This window comes from Kribbella sp. NPDC104218, assembly GCF_055584105.1.
In genome coordinates this window covers 1,793,440-1,812,015 of the sequence record NZ_JBVJMQ010000001.1, presented here as the reverse complement: position 1 = coordinate 1,812,015, position 18,576 = coordinate 1,793,440, and the positions used below count along the sequence as shown (strand labels likewise).

19 protein-coding genes and 2 tRNA genes are annotated in these 18,576 nt (G+C 69.0%); 7 read left to right on the top strand and 14 right to left on the bottom strand.

Annotation, left to right across the window (positions count from 1 at the left end; genetic code table 11):
* Positions 1-14 precede the first annotated feature (14 nt).
* Positions 15-557 carry a peptidylprolyl isomerase gene (locus ACZ6ZD_RS08690; protein WP_465669816.1) on the top strand — a complete coding sequence of 181 codons (543 nt, stop codon included), beginning with the start codon at positions 15-17 and terminating at the stop codon, positions 555-557.
* A gap of 63 nt (positions 558-620) precedes the next feature.
* On the top strand, positions 621-1,358 hold the full coding sequence (locus ACZ6ZD_RS08685) for a rhomboid family intramembrane serine protease (RefSeq protein WP_465669814.1): 738 nt from the start codon (positions 621-623) through the stop codon (positions 1,356-1,358).
* 155 nt (positions 1,359-1,513) lie between these two features.
* On the opposite strand, the gene ACZ6ZD_RS08680 is transcribed toward ACZ6ZD_RS08685, so the two are convergent.
* Genes ACZ6ZD_RS08680 through ACZ6ZD_RS08670 form a run of 3 tightly spaced genes read right to left on the bottom strand, consistent with a single transcriptional unit; the run spans position 1,514 to position 4,838 of the window.
* Positions 1,514-2,545: an S-adenosylmethionine:tRNA ribosyltransferase-isomerase gene (locus ACZ6ZD_RS08680; protein ID WP_465669812.1), complete on the bottom strand. Its 1,032-nt coding sequence runs from the start codon at positions 2,543-2,545 to the stop codon at positions 1,514-1,516.
* Positions 2,542-3,261, bottom strand: a complete 720-nt coding sequence (locus ACZ6ZD_RS08675) for an SDR family NAD(P)-dependent oxidoreductase (protein WP_465669811.1) — start codon at positions 3,259-3,261, stop codon at positions 2,542-2,544. Before ACZ6ZD_RS08675 ends, ACZ6ZD_RS08680 begins: the two co-directional genes overlap by 4 nt.
* Positions 3,262-3,302: 41 nt before the next feature.
* Positions 3,303-4,838: an FAD-binding oxidoreductase gene (locus ACZ6ZD_RS08670; RefSeq protein WP_465669809.1), complete on the bottom strand. Its 1,536-nt coding sequence runs from the start codon at positions 4,836-4,838 to the stop codon at positions 3,303-3,305.
* A 136-nt stretch (positions 4,839-4,974) separates the two neighbouring features.
* Here ACZ6ZD_RS08670 and ACZ6ZD_RS08665 point away from each other — a divergent pair, with 136 nt between their 5' ends.
* The 3 genes from ACZ6ZD_RS08665 to ACZ6ZD_RS08655 are packed head-to-tail and all read left to right on the top strand — an operon-like array spanning position 4,975 to position 8,031.
* Complete coding sequence (locus ACZ6ZD_RS08665) at positions 4,975-5,595, top strand: TetR/AcrR family transcriptional regulator (protein ID WP_465672648.1); 621 nt, start codon at positions 4,975-4,977, stop codon at positions 5,593-5,595.
* Positions 5,592-7,127: a glycerol-3-phosphate dehydrogenase/oxidase gene (locus tag ACZ6ZD_RS08660; protein ID WP_465669807.1), complete on the top strand. Its 1,536-nt coding sequence runs from the start codon at positions 5,592-5,594 to the stop codon at positions 7,125-7,127. Before ACZ6ZD_RS08665 ends, ACZ6ZD_RS08660 begins: the two co-directional genes overlap by 4 nt.
* A 43-nt stretch (positions 7,128-7,170) precedes the next feature.
* A complete protein-coding gene (locus tag ACZ6ZD_RS08655; RefSeq protein WP_465669805.1) occupies positions 7,171-8,031 on the top strand; it encodes a DUF4328 domain-containing protein in 861 nt (286 codons plus the stop codon).
* Here ACZ6ZD_RS08655 and ACZ6ZD_RS08650 read toward each other — a convergent pair.
* Both ACZ6ZD_RS08650 and ACZ6ZD_RS08645 read right to left on the bottom strand, forming a co-directional pair.
* Positions 8,013-8,705, bottom strand: coding sequence for a protein phosphatase 2C domain-containing protein (locus ACZ6ZD_RS08650; protein WP_465669803.1), 693 nt, complete (start codon positions 8,703-8,705; stop codon positions 8,013-8,015). The genes ACZ6ZD_RS08655 and ACZ6ZD_RS08650 overlap by 19 nt on opposite strands.
* A 126-nt stretch (positions 8,706-8,831) precedes the next feature.
* Positions 8,832-9,797, bottom strand: a complete 966-nt coding sequence (locus ACZ6ZD_RS08645; RefSeq protein ID WP_465669801.1) for an NAD-dependent epimerase/dehydratase family protein — start codon at positions 9,795-9,797, stop codon at positions 8,832-8,834.
* A 66-nt stretch (positions 9,798-9,863) separates the two neighbouring features.
* On the opposite strand from ACZ6ZD_RS08645, the gene ACZ6ZD_RS08640 reads away from it, so the two are divergent.
* Complete coding sequence (locus ACZ6ZD_RS08640; protein WP_465669800.1) at positions 9,864-10,466, top strand: pentapeptide repeat-containing protein; 603 nt, start codon at positions 9,864-9,866, stop codon at positions 10,464-10,466.
* Between the two features lie 97 nt (positions 10,467-10,563).
* On the opposite strand, the gene ACZ6ZD_RS08635 is transcribed toward ACZ6ZD_RS08640, so the two are convergent.
* The 3 genes from ACZ6ZD_RS08635 to ACZ6ZD_RS08625 form a co-directional block, all read right to left on the bottom strand.
* Positions 10,564-11,211 carry a VanZ family protein gene (locus tag ACZ6ZD_RS08635; RefSeq protein ID WP_465669798.1) on the bottom strand — a complete coding sequence of 216 codons (648 nt, stop codon included), beginning with the start codon at positions 11,209-11,211 and terminating at the stop codon, positions 10,564-10,566.
* A 168-nt stretch (positions 11,212-11,379) separates the two neighbouring features.
* The gene (locus ACZ6ZD_RS08630) at positions 11,380-12,027 is read right to left on the bottom strand and encodes a hypothetical protein (RefSeq protein WP_465669796.1); all 648 of its coding nucleotides are present in this window, start codon (positions 12,025-12,027) and stop codon (positions 11,380-11,382) included.
* Entirely contained in the window at positions 12,024-12,584 is a 561-nt protein-coding gene (locus ACZ6ZD_RS08625) for an RNA polymerase sigma factor (RefSeq protein WP_465669794.1), read from the bottom strand. The genes ACZ6ZD_RS08630 and ACZ6ZD_RS08625 overlap by 4 nt, the downstream gene beginning before the upstream one ends.
* Before the next feature lie 107 nt (positions 12,585-12,691).
* Here ACZ6ZD_RS08625 and ACZ6ZD_RS08620 point away from each other — a divergent pair, with 107 nt between their 5' ends.
* Entirely contained in the window at positions 12,692-13,135 is a 444-nt protein-coding gene (locus tag ACZ6ZD_RS08620; RefSeq protein WP_465669792.1) for an NUDIX domain-containing protein, read from the top strand.
* A 267-nt stretch (positions 13,136-13,402) separates the two neighbouring features.
* Here ACZ6ZD_RS08620 and ACZ6ZD_RS08615 read toward each other — a convergent pair whose 3' ends face one another.
* The 6 genes from ACZ6ZD_RS08615 to gyrA all read right to left on the bottom strand — a co-directional run bounded on the left by ACZ6ZD_RS08615 (position 13,403) and on the right by gyrA (position 18,483).
* Entirely contained in the window at positions 13,403-13,927 is a 525-nt protein-coding gene (locus ACZ6ZD_RS08615) for a hypothetical protein (protein ID WP_465669790.1), read from the bottom strand.
* A gap of 560 nt (positions 13,928-14,487) precedes the next feature.
* A tRNA-Ala gene (locus ACZ6ZD_RS08610) sits at positions 14,488-14,560 on the bottom strand.
* 13 nt (positions 14,561-14,573) lie between these two features.
* On the bottom strand, positions 14,574-14,705 hold the full coding sequence (locus tag ACZ6ZD_RS08605) for a DLW-39 family protein (RefSeq protein WP_465669788.1): 132 nt from the start codon (positions 14,703-14,705) through the stop codon (positions 14,574-14,576).
* Between the two features lie 36 nt (positions 14,706-14,741).
* A tRNA-Ile gene (locus tag ACZ6ZD_RS08600) sits at positions 14,742-14,818 on the bottom strand.
* A 105-nt stretch (positions 14,819-14,923) separates the two neighbouring features.
* Positions 14,924-15,880, bottom strand: a complete 957-nt coding sequence (locus ACZ6ZD_RS08595) for a DUF3566 domain-containing protein (RefSeq protein WP_465669786.1) — start codon at positions 15,878-15,880, stop codon at positions 14,924-14,926.
* Positions 15,880-18,483 carry a DNA gyrase subunit A gene (gene gyrA, locus ACZ6ZD_RS08590; protein WP_465672646.1) on the bottom strand — a complete coding sequence of 868 codons (2,604 nt, stop codon included), beginning with the start codon at positions 18,481-18,483 and terminating at the stop codon, positions 15,880-15,882. Before gyrA ends, ACZ6ZD_RS08595 begins: the two co-directional genes overlap by 1 nt.
* Positions 18,484-18,576 lie beyond the last annotated feature (93 nt).

The window sequence follows — 18,576 nt, the reverse complement described above, 5'->3', positions numbered from 1 at the left end:
TAGGAGTGACACCCGTGGCCGAAGAGCTGTACGCGACCCTGCAGACGACGAAGGGCGACGTCGTCATCCGGCTGTTCCCGAACCACGCGCCGAAGACCGTGGAGAACTTCGTCGGGCTCGCCGAGGGCACCAAGGAGTGGACGGACCCGCAGACCGGGCAGCCGAGCCACGAGAAGTTCTACGACGGCCTGGGCTTCCACCGCGTCATCGACGGGTTCATGATCCAGGGCGGCTGCCCGCTCGGGACCGGCACCGGGACGCCGGGCTACCAGTTCGACGACGAGATCCACCCGGAGCTCCAGTTCGACCGCCCGTACCTGCTCGCGATGGCGAACGCCGGCATCCAGTTCGGCCAGGGCACCAACGGCTCGCAGTTCTTCGTGACCGTGGTCCCGACCCCGCACCTGAACCGCAAGCACACCATCTTCGGCGAGGTCGTGGACGCCGAGTCGCAGAAGATCGTCGACGCGATCGCCACCGCGCCGACCGCCCCCGGCGACCGGCCGATCGAGCCGATCGTGATCAACAACGTGGTCATCGAGCGCAAGAACGCCTGATCCCACCTGCGGGGCCGGCCTTCCCGGCCCCGCACCTGGTTTCACCTGAAAGGACCCCGCCGCGTGACCGCGACCGTCTGCTACCGGCACCCGGACCGGCCCGCCGGAGTCCGCTGCCAGCGCTGTGACAAGCCGATCTGCCCCGCCTGTATGAACAGCGCCGCCGTCGGTTTCCAATGCCCGCAGTGCTTCTCGGACGGCGTGAAGTCGATCCCCCGCACCCGGACGTCGCTGGGCGGCATCCAGCGCGCGAACGGGCAGCTCGTCACGTTCGTGCTGATCGCGATCAACATCTTCGTGTTCATCGCCATCCAGGTCAGTCCGCAGGCGCGGTTCTACCTCCCGATGACTCCGATGTACGTGGCGGCCGAGCCGTGGCGGCTCATCACCGGCGACTTCAGCCACTTTCAGCTCTGGCACATCCTGGCCAACATGCTCGCGCTGTATCAGTTCGGCCTGGTCCTGGAGCGGATGCTCGGCCGGCTCCGCTTCACGCTGCTCTATCTCGGCGCAGCGCTCGGCGGCAGCGTCGTGGTCTGGCTGTTCAGTACCCCGGGTATGCCGACGGTCGGCGCATCCGGCGCCGTCCTGGGGCTGGTCGGCGCGCTGCTGGTGATCGAGCGCTCCCGCAACCTCGACGTCAGCTGGATCGTCGGGTACGTCGGTATCACCGCCCTGCTCACCTTCCTGCTGCCGTTCATCTCCTGGCAGGGCCACCTCGGCGGCTTCCTGACCGGCGCCGGGCTCGGCTGGCTCTTCCTCCAGGACACCAACCGCCGCCGGAACAAGGCCTTCCGCTGACCCGCGGGTAACTAATACGGCCTAGGCCACATTTTCCGCTCGGTTGGATCAAACCGGGTGACAGGCACCCGTGCGCGCCCTCCAATAGAGCCATGAGCCCACGCCATGTGGACAAACGCGCACGGCCCGGTAATGAGCAGTACCAACCGGCGGCGTCACCGCAGCAGCAGGCTGGTGTCGCCGAATTCGTGCCAGAGGTATCCCTGCTCCAGGGCCGCGTCGTAGGCACGCTGCACCGTCTCCCCGCCGACGACCGACTCGAGCAGGAGCAGGTGCGAGGCCTCGGGCGCGTGCATCCCGGTGACGAGGCCGTCGACGACCCGGACCTGGTGGTCGGGTCCGAGGACGAGATCGGTCCAGCCGCGCGCGGCGACGACTGAGCCGTCGTCCGTCACGGCTGACTCGATCGCCCGGACCGCTGTGGTCCCGACGGCGACCACGCGGCCGCCGATCGCCCGGACCCAGTTCACCAACCGGGCCGTGTGCGCCGGGACGTCGTACCGTTCGGGCAGTGGCGGTTCGTGGCTCTCCAGCGAGGACACACCGCAGTGCAGAGTGATCGGTGCGATCAGTACGCCCTGTGCGGCGAGCTGACTGACCAGCTCGAAGCTGAACGGCCTACCGGCACTCGGCATCTCCACACTGCCCGGATCTCTGGAGAAGACGGTCTGGTACGACGCCAGCGGCCACTGGCGATTCACATAGCTGTAGGTGATCGGTCGGCCGTGGCGATGCAGGTAGCCGACCACGTCGCGTACCGGCGGCTTTGCTATCCACAGTCGCGCGGAGTCCCGCTGGTACGGCGCCAGCAGGGTGAGGAGCCCGCGCGGCAGCTCCACCTGATCGCCCGGCGTCGCACCGAACATCGGCGTACCGCCGTTGCGCAGTTCGACGACCCAGTTGCCGTCGTCCAGTGCAGTCGCGAAGTGCACGACTACTGGGGCTACTCCGGCGCCGGTGATCCACGTGCCGTCCACTGCGGCGGGCAGAGTGCCGGACGTGTTCACCAGCAGGAGGTCGCCCGGCCGCAGGTGCTGACCGATCTTGTCGAACCTGGTGTGCGTGACGGTCGACCCCTCCGCGACCAGCAGTTTCACCTGGTCCCGCGCCAGTCCGCGGGCTTCCGGCGGTTCGGTCGCGTTGAGAGCCTCAGGTAGCTCGAAACGAGTCTGGGGATGGACTGTCATGACGTCACCGCCGGAGCGAACTCCGCGGCCCGGTAACGCCCGCTGGCCGGCCGCTGATCCAGTAGCCGCAGAAACGCCGGTACGACGGTCGCCGGCTCGGGTCGGTCCGAGATGTCTTCGCCCGGGAAGGCGGCCTGGTGCATCGCCGTCCGCAGATCGCCCGGGTCGACGGCGTACACGGCCAGTGCGGGATGCTCTTCGGCCAGCACTCGCGATGCGTGGTCGAGAGCGGCCTTGGTCGCGCCGTAGCCGCCCCACCCCTCGTAGGCCTCGACTGCGGCGTCCGAGCTGATGTTGATGACCACGCCGGCGGAGGCGGCGAGCTGAGGCAGCACAGCTTGGGTGAGCGCGATCGGCGCGACCACATTGACTTCATGGACGCGGCGCAGTTCGTCGAGGTCGGCGTCCGCGAGGTTCTGCAGCGGGCTCGGGCCGAGGTAGCTGGCGTTGTTGATCAGCAGGTCGACGCGGCCGAGCTCAAGGAGCGCGTCGGCCAGGTCGGCGCGATGCTCCGGGTCGGTGACGTCACCGGCCAGCGGGACGACGTCGGTCCGGTCGGCGAGCGCGTCGGCGGCTTCCTTCAGCGCGTCGGCGCCGCGGGCGTCGATCACCAGCGCCCACCCGCGATCCGCGAGTCCGTGGGCCAGTGCGAGGCCGAGACCGGCGGAGGCGCCGGTGATCAGAGCGACAGGACGGTTGGCAGGTTCGGAAGTCATGCGCCCTACCGTCATACCTCAAGCGAACTTGAGGTCAAGGGTCAGATCAGAATACCCGGATTGAGGACGCCGGCCGGATCGAGGACGCCCTTGACCGCCCGCAACGCCTCGACGCCGAGCGGCCCGATCTCCGCGGCGTACGCGGCCCGATGATCGGCGCCGACGCCGTGGTGGTGCGAGATCGTGCCACCGGCGGCCGCGATCGCCTGGTTGGCTTGCTGTTTCGCGGTCTGCCACTGCTCGACCGGTCGGTCGTTCTGCGCGCAGACGACAGTGAAGTAGAGCGACGCACCGGTCTCGTAGACATGCGAGACGTGGCACATCACCAACGGCGGCGTGCCTTGGTCGCTGAGGGATTTCACCAACGCATCGGTGACCTCGGCCTTCAACGCCGGGATGCGCGACCAGAAGGTGGCCGTCTCGAGCGTCTCGACCAGCGCACCTTCGTCCAGTAACGGATCGCGGAGATAGGGCGCTTGGTAGCGACCGGTTCGCCAGGCGTCGCCGACCCCGGCGCCGAGGTTCTCGCCGCCGGCTTCGGTCAGGACGGCGGCGGTTGCCGGTTGGTATGGGCCGTCGAAGCCGATGATCACCAGCGCGCTCCCGGCGTACGCCGAGTGGTTCACCGCGGTCTCGGCCTCATCGGACAACCGGAGCACGGTCGGCAGCGGCCCGTCCTGCGCGAGCCGGCGGATCGCGGTCAGCGCGGCGTCGAACGACTCGAATCGCCAGCCCTCGAAGTGCCGCTCGGTCGGGCGCGGGCGGACCCGGACGACGACCGAGGTGATGATCCCGAACGCACCCTCGGAGCCGAGCACGAGCTGGCGCAGATCCGGACCGGCTGCCGACATCGGCGCCATCCCGAGCTGGACCGTCCCGCGCGGAGTGGCCAGGGTCAGGCCGACGACCATCTGATCGAAGCGGCCGTAGCCCGCCGATGCCTGACCGCTCGACCGGGCAGCCGCGTACCCGCCGATACTCGCGCCTTCGTAGGACTGCGGGAAGTGGCCGAGGGTGTAACCGCGCTCGGCGAGCAACGCCTCCGCGGCGGGCCCGCGCACGCCGGCCTGGACGGTCGCCGTCCGCGAGATCTCGTCGAGCTCGACCAGCTGGTCGAGGCGGCCCAGATCCGCGGTGACGAAGCGTCGCGCGGCGGCGAGCCCGCCGACGACCGACGTACCGCCGGAGTAGGGGACGACGGCGAGGTCGTGCTCCGCGCAGCCGGCGAGCAGCGCGAGGACCTCGTCGTGCGTACCGGGGAAGACGACCGCGTCGGGCATCCCGGCGGTGTCGCCGGCGCGATGCCGGAGCAGATCGGGGGTCGAATAGCCGCGAGTGTGCGCCCAGCGCGCGGCAAGGTCGGTCGCGACGTGATCGGCGCCGACGACCGCGGTCAGGAACGACAGCTGCGCCTCGGTCGGCCCGGGGCGGTCGACGGGCTCGGCCGACGGCGGTGGCCGGTGGACGCCGAGCTGCTGCAGAGCGGCCAGGGCCGCCGGCGGGATCTCGGCCCGATGAGCCGGGTCGCCCCAGCGCCCGGGCGTGAGTTGCACCACCGCAAGGTCGGACTCGGTCATCGCAGACTCCCCATGACTTGTTCGCCGGGGTAGCGTCCTGGACAGATGACACCCCTGATGCCACCTGCCCAGGACGGCTCCGGACCCCCCTGAATTGTTCTCAGAAGGCAGAGTCGCTGATACACTCTGACGTGTGATGTCTCAGCGTAGCAGCGAATCGGGTTCCGAGACCAGCTCCCGTCCGACCCCCGCGAATGCGATCGGCGAGGAGCGGATCCTGGACGCGGCGTACGAGCTGTTACTCGCGATCGGGATGCGCCGGATGACGATGGCCGATATCGCCCGGCATGCCGAGGTCTCCCGGGCGACCCTCTACCGGCGCTGGCCGAATGTGCAGGCCGTCGTCGCCGCGCTGATGACGCGGGAGTGGACGACGGCGCTGGTCTCGGCCTTCCAGCCGGACGCCGTCGACGGTCGCAGCCGGCTGGTCGAGGGCGTCGTCCAGGTCGTCGGGCGGACGCGGGTGCACCCGCTGATGCGCAAGATCATCGAGCTCGACCCCGAGTTCCTCACGCCGTACCTGCTCGAGCGCCGCGGGAGCAGCACGGTCGCCCACCTCGCGCTCGTCGAGGAGGGCATCAAGGCCGGCCAGCGCGACGGCTCGATCCGCGCCGGCGACCACGTCTGGCTGGCCCGGCAGATCATTCTGATCTCGCTCGCCTCAGCCGTCTCCGGTCCGGTGATGGCCGACCAGGACGAGTACGTCCACCTAGACGGTGAGCTCCGCGAGATGCTCACGCGGTACTTGGTCCCATGATCACCGTGGGCAACGCGGGGCTGAATGCGGCTCGCCGCGCCCGCGAACTGGACTGGCTGAGTACTGCAGGCAAGGTCGACGTGCTGGTGATCGGTGGGGGAGTGACCGGTGCCGGTGTCGCGCTCGACGCTGCCGCGCGTGGGCTGACCGTCGTGTTGGTCGAGAAGCACGATCTGGCGTTCGGCACGAGTCGGTGGAGTTCGAAGCTCGTGCACGGCGGTCTGCGGTATCTGGCCTCTGGGCACGTTGGAATCGCGTACGAGAGTGCTGTCGAGCGCGGCATCCTGATGAAGACGACCGCGCCACATCTGGTCCATCCGGTCCCGCAGCTCGCGCCCTGGCTGCCGCAGGCCAAGGCCTCCCAGGCGGCGCTCTTGCGTGGTGCCTTCCTCGGCGGCGACGTCCTGCGGACCTTCGCGCGGACCAGCGACGACTACCTCCCGCACTCCCGTCGCGTCGGCGCGGCCGAGATTCTGCGCTACGCGCCGACGCTGCGGCCGGAGGGCCTGCGCGGCGGCTTCCTGACCTGGGACGGTCAGCTGTACGACGACGCCCGGCTGGTGATCGCGATTGCCCGGACGGCGGCGCAGTACGGCGCTCGCGTCCTCACTCGGGTCGCAGCGACCGAGGTGACCGGCCAGGGCGCCGTACTGGTCGACCAGCTGACCGGCCAGCGGCTGCAGGTAGATGCGTCGGTGGTGATCAACGCAGCGGGCATCTGGGCCGGTCAGGTCGCGGAGGGCATCAAACTGCGGCCGAGCCGTGGAACGCACCTGGTCTTCCCGCAGTCAGCGTTCGGCGGGTTGTCGGCCGTCCTGACCGTGCCGGTGCCTGGCCACCTGCGCCGGGTGGTGATGGCGATCCCAGCACCGGACGATCGGGTGTACGTCGGTCTGACCGACGAAGACGCGCCAGGCCCGGTCAGCGACGTACCCCGGGCGACGGATGGCGAGATCGACTTCCTGCTCGACACCATCAACCACGCGGTACAGGTCCCGCTCACCCGGGCCGATCTGCTCGGCACCTACGCCGGTCTGCGACCGCTGCTCGACACCGGGCACCACAAGGGCAAGACGGCTGACATCTCCCGTCGGCACGCGGTCATCACCAGTCCGGACGGTCTGGTCACGATCGTCGGTGGCAAGCTCACGACGTACCGGCGGATGGCTCAGGACGCGCTGGACAAGGCGCTGGCGCAGTCCACGCTCAGCACGCGGCGACCATGTCTGACGCATCGGATCCCGCTGGTCGGTGCGGCCGACCGGGTCCGGCTGGCGGCCGTTGCGGCGCCCGCGCGGTTCGTCCGGCGGTACGGCGTCGAGGCGCCACAGGTGATCGACGGACCGGCGTCCTGGCTCGCCCCGATCGCGCCTGGCTTGCGGACGACGTTCGCCGAGCTGCTGTTCGCCGTCCGGCACGAGGGCGCGCTCGACGCGGACGACGTCCTGGACCGGCGGACCCGGCTCGGGCTGTCGGCCGCGGACCGCGAGCTGGCGCTGCCCGCCGTCCGGGAAGCGTTCGCGACCGTCTGATCGCTCCCAACCCCGGGATACCGTTGGGCCGGGGAGGTAACCAGTGAGCCAGCCGTATCCGCCGCCGCCTTATCCGCCGGCGCCGTACCAGGTACAGCCGCGCTACAAGGCGCTGCGCTGGCCGACTCTGATCGCCGTCGTGCTGATGGGGCTCACCGCGCTGAGCACCGTCGTCCAGTCGGTCCTGATGTGGACCTCGTACGACGAGGTCAAGCGGTTCATCTACCTGATGCTGTCGGAGGAGGAGATCGACCGCGGCGTCCGGTCGATGTTCGGGGCGAGCGCCGTGCTGAACATCGTCTTCTACCTGCAGATCGCGACCTGCGTGGCGTTCCTGGCCTGGTTGTGGACGGCGCGTGAGAACAGCGACTTCCTCAACCCCGGCCGGTCGCTGCACCGGCGCGAGTCGGGCTGGGCGATCGGCAGCTGGTTCTGCCCGATCGTTCAGTACTGGTACCCACTGCAGATCGTCGAGGACGTCGTTGTGGCCAGTGCGCCGTCGCCGGAGGAGGCGCGCACCCCACGCGTCCGTGCGCTGCTGTACGGCTGGTGGGTGGCGTGGGCCGGCTACTGGACCGTTCTGGTCCTTGCCACCGGGACAGCTGTTGTCGGCTTCGTCTACTACTTCGTCCGGTTGGTCTCCTCGATCCAGGAGTCAGATGCGGCGGCGGGGTCGCGTGACTTCTACGGCCTGCAGGACTTCATGGTCGGTGTGGCGCTCGGCGTCGACATCGCGTTCAGCGTCGCCGCACTCCTGCTCGTCGTCGCCACCGTCGCCGGCGGGCTGCTGATGGTGCAGCTGGGCCGCTGGCAGGAGGAGCGGTCGACCGTTCCCGCGGCGCCCGCACAGCTACCGCAGTACAGCCAGCGGCAGGACTTCCCCTCCTACCGACCGGGCTCGTAGAGCAGTACAGCCGTCGCGTCGTCGTACCGCTTCGACCCCGTGGGTGTGGCGGCTTCGTCGTACGCGCGGACCCGGGCGATCAGACTGGACGGCCCTTCCGTGGTGAGCACGGTCATCAGCTCCGCCCACGAGTGCCCGTAACGCTCGCTGAACCGGGAGGCGCCGTCACTCAAGACGCCGATCGCCTCAACCTCGGACCGGTCCGTCGTCCCCGTCACCGCCTCGTACGCCGCCTCCGGCTTCGTACTGGCGACCCAGAAACCCCCAGCCACGTTACGAAGCCGCCGGACCCCTGCAGCGGTCCGCTCCCGCAACAGCTCGAGCCGCTCATCCGCATGCACAACCACTCCACCCCCAGGGCTCCTGACCACGACAGGCGAGTCACACAACACCAAGTGCTCCACCCGATCCGGCTGCACACGCACAATCGCCGCCGTCGACGACGGACTGTCCGGGTTCTCCAGATCGCACGTGCCACTGTGCTCCCGCCCAACGGCGCCAATAGCCTCAGCCAGCAAATCAGCCAGCGGCGCCACCGACCCAGTCACCAACCCAGGCGCCAGAAACCGCCCAAGTTGCCCCACCAACCAAGCCACCGAGTGCTGACACCCCGACTCCACCCCCGCATACGGCGTAGCCCCATCCAGCACCACCGCAAACCCCGCCCCGGCCACCACCAAATCCTCATTACCCCCCACCCGCCCCGGCGCCCCCTGACAACTGAACCGAATCTCCACCCACCCAGTCTCCCCGCCCCCCAGCTCACACCGCTGCCGTCCTTTCTCCGGCCCGCGCAGCGGTTAGCGGGGTTCGGCCCAGGCGTCGGCGAGGGATTGCTCGAGGGCGATCTTGGGGGACCAGCCGAGGTGGTGGGCGATGAGGCTGATGTCGGCTTGTTGCCACGGGTCGCCGAGGGCGCCGTCGTGGGTGGGGTCGTCGACGATGCGGGCCGGTTGACCGCTGAGTTCGAAGAGCTGGCCGGCGACGTCCCGGGCCAGGGTGGCGCGGCCGGTGCCGACGTTCAGGACGGCGGGCAGTTTGGCGTCGGTGAGCGCGACCGCGACGACCGCCTCGGCGACGTCCCGGACGTCGACGAAGTCCCGCCAGACGTCGAGCGAACCGACCTCGATCTGCTGCCGATCACGGAGGTCCTCGATCACCCGGCCGGTGACTGTGGTGGCCGGCGCCCCCGGCCCGATCACGTCGAAGATCCGCAGGACGACGACGTCCCCGCCGTTGCGCTGGGCCCGGACGGCGAGCTCGGAGCCGGCGAGTTTGCTCAGCCCGTACGGCCCGACCGGGCGGCGGGTGGACCCCTCCGACTGGCTGGCGCCGTGCGTGCCCCCGCCGTACTCGGCCGCAGACCCGAGTTGGACGAACCGCGCGTGCCCGGCGTTGTCGCGGGTCGCGGTCAGCAGCGCCTCGACCGCGGTCACGTTGGCGGCGACCAGGTCGGCCGGCTGACCGACAGTCGCGCCGACCGCGTTGATGACCACGGTCGGTTTGTACATCCCGATCTGGGTTTCCAGGGCGTAGGAGTGCATGGTCGCCAGGTCGCAGCGCAGATGCGGCTCACCCCGGCTGCGGCTCAGCCCGCGGTACTCGACCCCACGCTCGGCGAGCAGCGCGCAGATCCGGGCGCCGAGGAAGCCACTCGCGCCGAACACCATCACCCGCTCGGTTCCGCTCACTCCTCCATCGTGCGGCCCGTAGTTGTCGGTCGGCTGAACGTTCTCCGGCGGCACCATCACAACCTGACTCGTCACCATCACAACTGACTGTCGGAACGACGTGACAAGGTGGCCTCGACACCGGCGGTCAGGAGGAGTTCGATGGCGGGAACCCGCGGCGCGGCGCCGACCGAGTCGACGATCCGGGAGTGGGACGACGCGGATCCGTCCGGTCAGACGTATCGGCGAGTGCTGTTCATCGACAGCGACCTGACCGAGGTGACCAACCGCGGCGGCGTCTTCGAGGAGTGCACGTTCCGCGGCGTCCGGTTCAACGCCTCGACGCATACCGATGCCGCCTTCGTGAACTGCACGTTCGTCCGCTGCTCGCTGTTCGACGCCAAGTTCACCGGCTGCAAGCTGGTCGGCAGCTTCTTCGACGACTGCACCTACAACCTGCTCGAGGTCTCCGGCGGCGATTGGTCGTTCGCCGGCCTCCCCGGCGCGGATCTGCGCGGGACGTCATTCACCGGGGTACGGTTACGCGAGGCCGAGCTGACCGGCGTCCGGGCCGCCAAGGCGGTCTTCCGGGACGTCGATCTGTCCGGCGCCGCGCTGCACCGGGCCGATTTCACCGGCGCGGATCTCCGCGGCTCGGAGTTGTCCACAGTCGATCCGCTGACCGTCGGGCTGCGGGACGCGCGGATCGATCTGACCCAGGCGATGGTGATCGCGACCGCGCTCGGGCTCGACGTCCGACCGTAGCCTGTGGATAACTTGAGGCGGCGCAGGCGTCATCCCCTGGGTTATCCACGAGTTGTGGATAACCTTCCGGATAACTCCCTGCTCGCTCAGTGATGGGTCAGCGTGCCCTCGCCACCGGACGCAGGCCGTTACCGGATTTCGCCACGATCGGGACGGGCCGCGGCGCGAGCTGATCCCGGCGGTGCCGCGCCGGGGGCCGGGGCCGGATGACGACCATCGCGCCGTGCTCGACGACGTACGGGCTCGTCACCAACCGGCGTCCGCGGGTCAGGCTCTTCAGCCCGACCGCGAGCGCGACCCCGGCGAAGGCGCCGGCCGTATTCGCGATCAGATCGTGCAGCTGACAGGAGCGGCCGAGCGTCGGGAGCAGCGCCTGGATCGCCTCGACCGAGGCCGAGAGCCCGATCCCGGCGGCGATCCCGTCACCCGGCCGGTTACTCGCCAGCGCCAGCAACGCCGCCGCCGGCACGAACAAGAGCACATTGAGCAAACCCTGGACCGAGGTCAGCCCGCCGGTCGTCGCGAGATGCGTCCCGCACTGGCCGACCACCCCCATCCGGTGCGGCGTCGGGCTGAGCGTCGCCGCCAGTACCAGCGCGAACGCCGCCGGCATGCCGAACGCCGCGACGCGGGGGAGCAGGCTCCCCGGACGCCGCAGCGACGAGAGCGCGACCGGCAGTGCCATACCGGTCAGCACGAGCCAGGTGTCCAACAGATGTGGAATGCCGCGATAAGTCTCGAGCACTCGCCGGACCTCCCGTGGTCGACCGCCTGACTCGATCTCTCTCCACAAGACGATCCGTCGCGCCGTCCCACACCCGCCACCCTTGTCCGGACATCTGCACGCATCCGCAAACAGACCGTGACAATCCGAGCACAAACTGTCACGTCAACAAGGTGCTCCAGGCAACGATCATTTGCTCGGCGGCGCCCCCGGCTTCGACACCTCCACACACGGCCCGTAGCTCTTGCCCTGCACTTGCCGCACCCAGATCCCGCCGTTGTGCCCGGGCTTGCCAGGGCTCCCGTCACCGGACGTTTCGATCAGCAGTGTCCGGCCACGCAGCTTCGCCGGATCGAGCGCCATCTCGATGAACGCCTCCTTGCGGTCGACCGGCTGGAGAGGCACGGCGGCATTAGGGGGCAAGTCCTCGGTGCGCTTGCCCTTGATCCGCGGCGACCGCAGCTCGACCGCACCGGTTACCGGGATCTCGACCGGCTGCGGCTTCCGCCAGCAGTACTTTCCCACCGGCAGGAACGTCACGTCAGTCGTGATGCCGGCCGCCCGGATCTTCTTCTCCAGCCCCTTATCGTCCTTGATCAGATAGATCTTCACGACCACCTTGCCGTCCGCCTGCTTCGTCACCGCGTACGCCGTCGACGTCGCCTGCTCACCGCCGACCAGCGGGACCGCGACCGCCGTCCCAGCCGCCAGCGTCAGACACGCCGCCACCGCGATCAACACCCGCTTCGGCCGCTTCCGCCGTACCTCGATCGGCACCGGCCGCTCCGCGACCACCGCCCGCAGCTCACTCAACAACTTGTCCTCGAACGTATTCATGAAACGGCCTCCTCAGGAACCGACACCAACTGGAGTGACTGCGACCTGAGCCGCCCGCGAGCCCGATGCAACCGCACCCGAAACGCCGTGAACCGAATCCCCAACACCTGCGCGGCCTCCTGTGGCGACAACCCGTCAATCACCACCAGCTCCAACGCGGCCCGCTCCCCAGCCGGCAACTCGCCCATCGCCACCAGCAACCCCCGAGCCTCGGCCTCGGCATCAATCCGCTCCTCGAGCCGCCCGACGTCATCCGCCGTCAACAACCGCCGCCCCGAGACCCGCTGATTGGCCCGCAACTCCCGAGCCTTCCGCCGCTGCTCACCCGCCACCACATTCCGCGCGATCCCGTACAACCACCCCACCGGCGTCCCCAACTGCTCCCGATACCCCGCCGAAGCATCCACCGCCGCCAAGAACACATCAGCCGTCAAATCCGCAGCCAAATACGGATCCTCGACCCTCCTAGCCACAAACCGCTGCACCCGCTCCACATGCTCCCGATAAAACCCCTCAAAAGCATCCGGATCCCACCCAATCTCAGCTACACCACTCACGCCCGTCCCTCCTCACAGTCGCAAGTACTTAGCCAACCCCCCAAAAGACGTTACGCACCCACCAGCCCACCGCCCCACGCAAGCCCCCGAGATGCTCCACTGACTCCATGCGCCCCACCCACCACCACGGCATCTACGCCCTCTGGCACCAGCACAACCACCTCGTCCTGGTCCGCAAAACCCGAGGCCCCTACACGGGCCTCCTCGACCTACCCGGCGGCACCCCCGAACCCGGCGAATCAGAAACCGCCACCCTCCACCGCGAACTCCAAGAAGAGTGCGGCGTCACCCCAGCCCGCATCCTCCAAACCGTCCGCTTCACCTTCCAGGTCCACCAAGACTCCGCCGGCCACCCCCTAGCCCTGACCCACACAGCCGTCGTAGCCCACATCCAAGTAACAACCCCCGTCACCCAAACCCTCACCTCCCCCGACACCCAAGGCACCCACCTAGCAACCCCCGCCGACCTCCCCACCTTCTCCCCCCTAGTCCACCAAGCCCTCCACCACTTCCCCCACCTAATCCACCCACCAGGCGAGTCACCCAACTAAGGCAAGCCCACCAAGCCACCCAAGAACCAACGCAACCACCACCGCCAAGCGAACAACCCAGGCAAGCGGGCAAGCGGGCAAGCGGGCAAGCGGGCAAGCGGGGAAAGGCGACCACGGCCGGCGACTGAACAGCCCAGGCGAGCGAAGCGAGGTCGTGGGGGGCGGGTCCGCTGGCGGCAAGCGGAGCGCAGCCGCACAAATGACGAAGGGCTTGAGCCCCAAATCCCTGCACAAGCTGTCACGTCGACAAGGTGCTCCAGGCAACGATCACTTGCTCGGGTCGACTACCTCGCACGGCCCGTAGCTCCCGGTTCGCACCCGCTGCCCGAGCACCCCGGTCTTCGCGTACTTCCCGCCCGCGATCTCCAGCAGCATCGTCATCCCGCGGAACCGCTTCGGGTCGAGAATCATGCTGCTGATGAACGGCCTGCTCTCGGACTCCGTGGCCCTCTCATAGTCAACGGCGCCGCGCTCGAACTGCTCGACAGCAGGTGGCGTCCGCCGGCAGATCGTCCCCGAAGGCACGTGAGCCACCTCGGCCGGGATCCCAGCCGCCCGAATCCGCTCTTCGAGCCCCTCAAGGCGATCAAGCCGATACAGCCGCACCTTGACCATGCCGTCGGCCTCCGTGGTCACCGTGTACCCCGAGGTCCCCTGCTCCCTGCCAACCAACACCGCCACCACCGCACCACCCACCACCGCCAAACACACAGCCCCCGCAATCACCACCCACTTCCGCCGCCCCCGGCGAACCTCACCCGCCCCCGCACCAACCGCCCGCATCTCACTCAACAGCCTCTCCTCGACTCAAGCCGTCCTCCAACCACTCGAAACCACTCAGCCACCCCCCAAAACGTTACGCACCCACCAGGTCGCCGTTCCACGTGAAACCCCACCCACAACCCGACGCAACCAAACCGACGCACCAACAGCCGAGCCAACCCACCACCAGCGAGCGAACAGCCCACACAACCACCACCGCTGAGCGAACAGCCCAGGCGACCACCGCAGGCGAGTGAACAGCCCACGCAACCACCGCGGGTGAGCGAACAGCCCAGGCGACCACCGCAGGCGAGTGAACAGCCCACGCAACCACCGCGGGTGAGCGAACAGCCCAGGCAACCACCGCAGGCGAGTGAACAGCCCACGCAACCACCGCGGGTGAGCGAACAGCCCAGGCAACCACCGCCGGTGAGCGAACCAGCTCAGGCGAGGGGGGAGACGAGCGAAGCGAGGTCGTGGGGGGTGCGGGTGGCGGAGCCCCCGCCGGCGGCAAGCGGAGCGCAGCCGCACAAAATGACGAGGCGACCCCGGCCCGCGCAGTCCGCGGGCATGGGTCGCCTGTCGCCGAGTGGAGACGAGGGGACTTGAACCCCTAACCCCTGCCTTGCAAAGGCAGTGCTCTGCCAGTTGAGCTACGCCCCCGGGTGGGGAGTGGTCAGCGGCCCGGGGTTACCGGGTCGACGGCCTCGGCCCAGAGGTCCTTTTCGGCGCGGGACTGCTGGGTCTTCTTGTAAGCGAAGTATCCACCGATGCCGGCCAGGAGCACCAGCAGGAGCTTTCTGAGCACGGGAGGACTCCTCGGATCCGGGGGTTCGCGATCGGGTGGTGGGCCTAACTGGATTTGAACCAGTGACCTCTGCCTTATCAGGGCAGCGCTCTAACCAACTGAGCTATAGGCCCGTATCTACGGGGTGGAACCTGGGAGAGATTACCCCACCAGGTGCCTGTCTCACAAAACGGTTCCGGGTGACCCCCGGAGCAGGTGGCTCCGGGGGTGCGGAGGGCTCAGTCTTCCGACGCGAGCGTGACTTCGAGACCGCCGAGAAGCGTGGCGGCGATGTTGTAGAGGAAGGCGCCGAGGGTGGCCAGAGCCGTGATGATCAGCACATCGGCACAGGCGAGCAGGGTGGTGAAACCCATCACCTTGCCGCGGTTGATGTAGGTCTCGACGCGGAACGGCTCCGAGTTCGGGTTGCCCAGGACCTCGGTGACGGTGCTGTTGATGTTGTCGAAGACGCCGGCCGTCTCGATCGCCGTCCAGACGATGAAGACCGCGACCCAGACGACGATGCCGAAGGCGATCGACAGCAGGAACGCCGTCTTCATCACCGACCACGGCTCGATCCGCGACATCCGCAGCCGGGCCTTACGGGTCTGCGGCCGGCCGAGGCCCTTGGCGCCGAGATCGACGCTCTCGCCGTCGTCCTTCTTGGCCGTGACGGCGGACGCCTTATCCAGCACGGCCTGCCGCGCCGCGCTCACCTTGTCGCTGAAGGACTCGCCCTTGTCGGTGCTCTTCCCCGTCAGCCCGTACGACGACGCTCCCGCCGCGGCACCACCCGTCGTCGCGCCGGAGCGCGCGGCCGGGTTCGCACCCGAACCGCCCTGCCACGGCTCCGGCCGGCTCGGCGTACTCGGCGCGGACGCCGGACGCGTCTTCGCACCCGACTGCCCGGACTGACCCGGCTGACCCGGCTGACCCGACTGGCCCGGCTGGTTGGCCGGGCGGACCGGGGGCTGCTGGGCGGGGGCGCCGGGCCGCTGCTGCGGTTGCCGGAGCTCGGCGGCGGGACGCTGCCCGTTCGCCGGGGTGGCTGGCCGGCCGTTGCCGCTGGAAGCGGCGGTGGAACGACCGTTGGAGGCCGGGGTGGCCGGGCCGGACTGCTTCCCGCCCTGCGCGGGGCGCGGGGTCTTGGAGCTGTCCGCGCCCTCGGGCCAGGTCGGCCTCGCGCGGTTGGTCATCAGTTACCCTCCTGGCCGGCTTCGTCGTCTTCGACGGTAGCCGCGCCATCGGAATCAGTCGAACGCTCGTCGTCAGTACTGACGCTCGCAGAGGTGGATTCGGTTGTCGAACCGTCCACATCCTGGGCAACTTCCGCACCCTCGACGCCCTCGACGCCCTCCGCGGCCTCCAGCTCCTCGGCCTCGACGGTCAGATCGGTGTTCCGCGCGATCGCGACGACCGCGTCGGACTCGCCGACCCCGGCGAACCGGACGCCCATCGTGTCCCGGCCCTTGACCGGCACGCTGTCGACCCGGCTCCGGACGACCTGGCCGCTGGCCTTGATCGCGAGCACCTGGTCGCCGTCGTACACGGTGATCGCGCCGACCAGCGAGCCGCGCTCGTCGTTCAGCTTGACCGCCTTGATGCCGAGCCCGCCGCGACCCTGCTGGCGGTACTCCGAAACCTTCGACCGCTTCGCGTACCCGGCGTCGGTGACGGTGAAGACGAACTGCGCCTCCTCGTCCTCGCCGGCCCGGATGACCGACATCGACAGCAGCTCGTCACCGGAGCGGAACTTCATCCCGGTGACGCCGGAGGTGGCCCGGCCCATCGGACGGAGCTGCTCGTCGTTCGCGGTGAAGCGGATCGACTGACCCTTGCGCGACACCAGCAGCAGGTCGTCGGACGCCGTGGCGACGTCGGCGCCGATCAGCTCGTCGTCGTCCTCGCGGAAGTTCACCGCGATGATGCCGCTCTGCCGGGCCGAGTCGTAGTCGGTCAGCGCCGTCTTCTTGACCAGGCCCTTCTTGGTCGCGAGCACCAGGTAGTCGGCCGCCTCGTAGTCGCGCAGCGTCAGCACCTGCGCGATCTCCTCGTCCGGCTGGAAGGACAGCAGGCCGGCCACGTGCGAACCCTTGGCATCGCGCGCGGACTCCGGCAGCTGCCACACCTTGGCCCGGTAGACCCGGCCCTTGGTGGTGAAGAACAGCATCCAGTGGTGGTTCGTGGTGGCGAAGAAGTGGTTGATCTCGTCCTCGGCGCGCAGCGCGGCGCCGCGGACGCCCTTACCGCCGCGGTTCTGCGTCCGGTAGAGGTCGGCCTTGGTCCGCTTCGCGTAACCGCCGCGAGTGATCGTGACGACGACGTCCTCGTCGGGGACCAGGTCCTGGACGGACAGGTCGCCGTCGGCCGCGATGATCTCGGTCCGCCGCTCGTCGCCGTACCGCTCGACGATCTCGGTGAGCTCGTCCTTGACGATCGTGCGCTGCCGCTCCGGGCTGTCCAGGATGTCCTGCAGGTCGGCGATGATCGCCTCGAGCTCCTGCAGACGCTCGATGATCTTCTGCCGCTCCAGGGCGGCCAGCCGGCGCAGCTGCATGTCCAGGATCGCCTGCGCCTGGATCTCGTCGATCTCGAGCAGCTCGATCAGGCCGGTCCGGGCCTGCTCGACGTCGGGGCTGCGCCGGATCAGCGCGATCACGTCGTCGAGCGCGTCCAGCGCCTTCACGTACCCGCGGTAGATGTGCGCGTTCTTCTCGGCCTCGCGGAGGCGGAAGCGGGTCCGCCGCTGGATGACCTCGATCTGGTGGCTGATCCAGTGCGTGATGAACAGGTCGACGCCGAGCGTGCGCGGGACGCCGTCCACCAGCGCGAGCATGTTGCAGCCGAAGGTGTCCTGCAGCTGGGTGTGCTTGTAGAGGTTGTTCAGCACGATCCGCGGCTGGGCGTCGCGCTTGAGCACGATCACCAGACGCTGGCCGGTCCGCGACGAGGAGTCGTCGCGGATGTCGGCGATCCCGGTCATCTTGCCGGTGTTGACCAGCTCGGCGATCTTCTGCGCGAGGTTGTCCGGGTTGACCATGTAGGGCAGCTGAGTGACGACCAGGCTGGTGCGGCCCTTGGCGTCCTCCTCGATGTCGACGACGGCGCGCATCGTGACCGAGCCGCGGCCGGTGCGGTAGGCGTCGTCGATGCCCTTGTAGCCGACGATCAGGGCGCCGTTCGGGAAGTCCGGGCCCTTGATGTGCTGCAGGCAGGCCGCGAGCAGCTCCTCGCGGGTGGCCTCGGGGTTGGCCAGCGCCCAGTCGACGGCGGCCGCGACCTCGCGCAGGTTGTGCGGCGGGATCTGGGTCGCCATCCCGACCGCGATCCCGGACGAGCCGTTCACCAGCAGGTTCGGGAAGCGGGCCGGCAGGATCACCGGCTCCTGCGACTTACCGTCGTAGTTCGGGCGGAAGTCGACCGTCTCCTGGTCGATGTCGCGGACCATCTCCATCGCCAGCGGCGCCATCCGGCACTCGGTGTACCGCATGGCGGCGGCGGGGTCGTTACCCGGCGAACCGAAGTTGCCCTGGCCCTGGATCAGCGGCGCCCGCATCACCCACGGCTGCGCGAGCCGGACCAGGGTGTCGTAGATCGCCGAGTCGCCGTGCGGGTGGTACTGACCCATGACGTCACCGACGACGCGGGAGCACTTGTTGAAACCGCGGTCCGGCCGGTAGCCGCCGTCGTACATCGCGTAGAGGATCCGGCGGTGCACCGGCTTGAGGCCGTCGCGGACCTCCGGCAGCGCGCGGCCGACGATGACGGCCATCGCGTAGTCGAGGTACGACTGCTGCATCTCGGTCTGCAGGTCGAGGGGCTCGACCCGGTCGTGCTGCGGCGAGGTGGGAGTTTCGGTCATGGAAAGCTCGTCCCGTTCAGTTCAGGTGGA

Bases quoted from the DNA above. Each gene is read 5' to 3' on its own strand.
- ACZ6ZD_RS08680 (WP_465669812.1), bottom strand. From the start codon at position 2,545: ATGACAGTCCATCCCCAGACTCGTTTCGAGCTACCTGAGGCTCTCAAC.
- ACZ6ZD_RS08675 (WP_465669811.1), bottom strand. From the start codon at position 3,261: ATGACTTCCGAACCTGCCAACCGTCCTGTCGCTCTGATCACCGGCGCC.
- ACZ6ZD_RS08670 (WP_465669809.1), bottom strand. From the start codon at position 4,838: ATGACCGAGTCCGACCTTGCGGTGGTGCAACTCACGCCCGGGCGCTGG.
- ACZ6ZD_RS08665 (WP_465672648.1), top strand. From the start codon at position 4,975: ATGTCTCAGCGTAGCAGCGAATCGGGTTCCGAGACCAGCTCCCGTCCG.
- ACZ6ZD_RS08660 (WP_465669807.1), top strand. From the start codon at position 5,592: ATGATCACCGTGGGCAACGCGGGGCTGAATGCGGCTCGCCGCGCCCGC.
- ACZ6ZD_RS08640 (WP_465669800.1), top strand. From the start codon at position 9,864: ATGGCGGGAACCCGCGGCGCGGCGCCGACCGAGTCGACGATCCGGGAG.
- ACZ6ZD_RS08630 (WP_465669796.1), bottom strand. From the start codon at position 12,027: ATGAATACGTTCGAGGACAAGTTGTTGAGTGAGCTGCGGGCGGTGGTC.
- ACZ6ZD_RS08620 (WP_465669792.1), top strand. From the start codon at position 12,692: ATGCGCCCCACCCACCACCACGGCATCTACGCCCTCTGGCACCAGCAC.
- ACZ6ZD_RS08595 (WP_465669786.1), bottom strand. From the start codon at position 15,880: ATGACCAACCGCGCGAGGCCGACCTGGCCCGAGGGCGCGGACAGCTCC.
- gyrA (WP_465672646.1), bottom strand. From the start codon at position 18,483: ATGCAGCAGTCGTACCTCGACTACGCGATGGCCGTCATCGTCGGCCGC.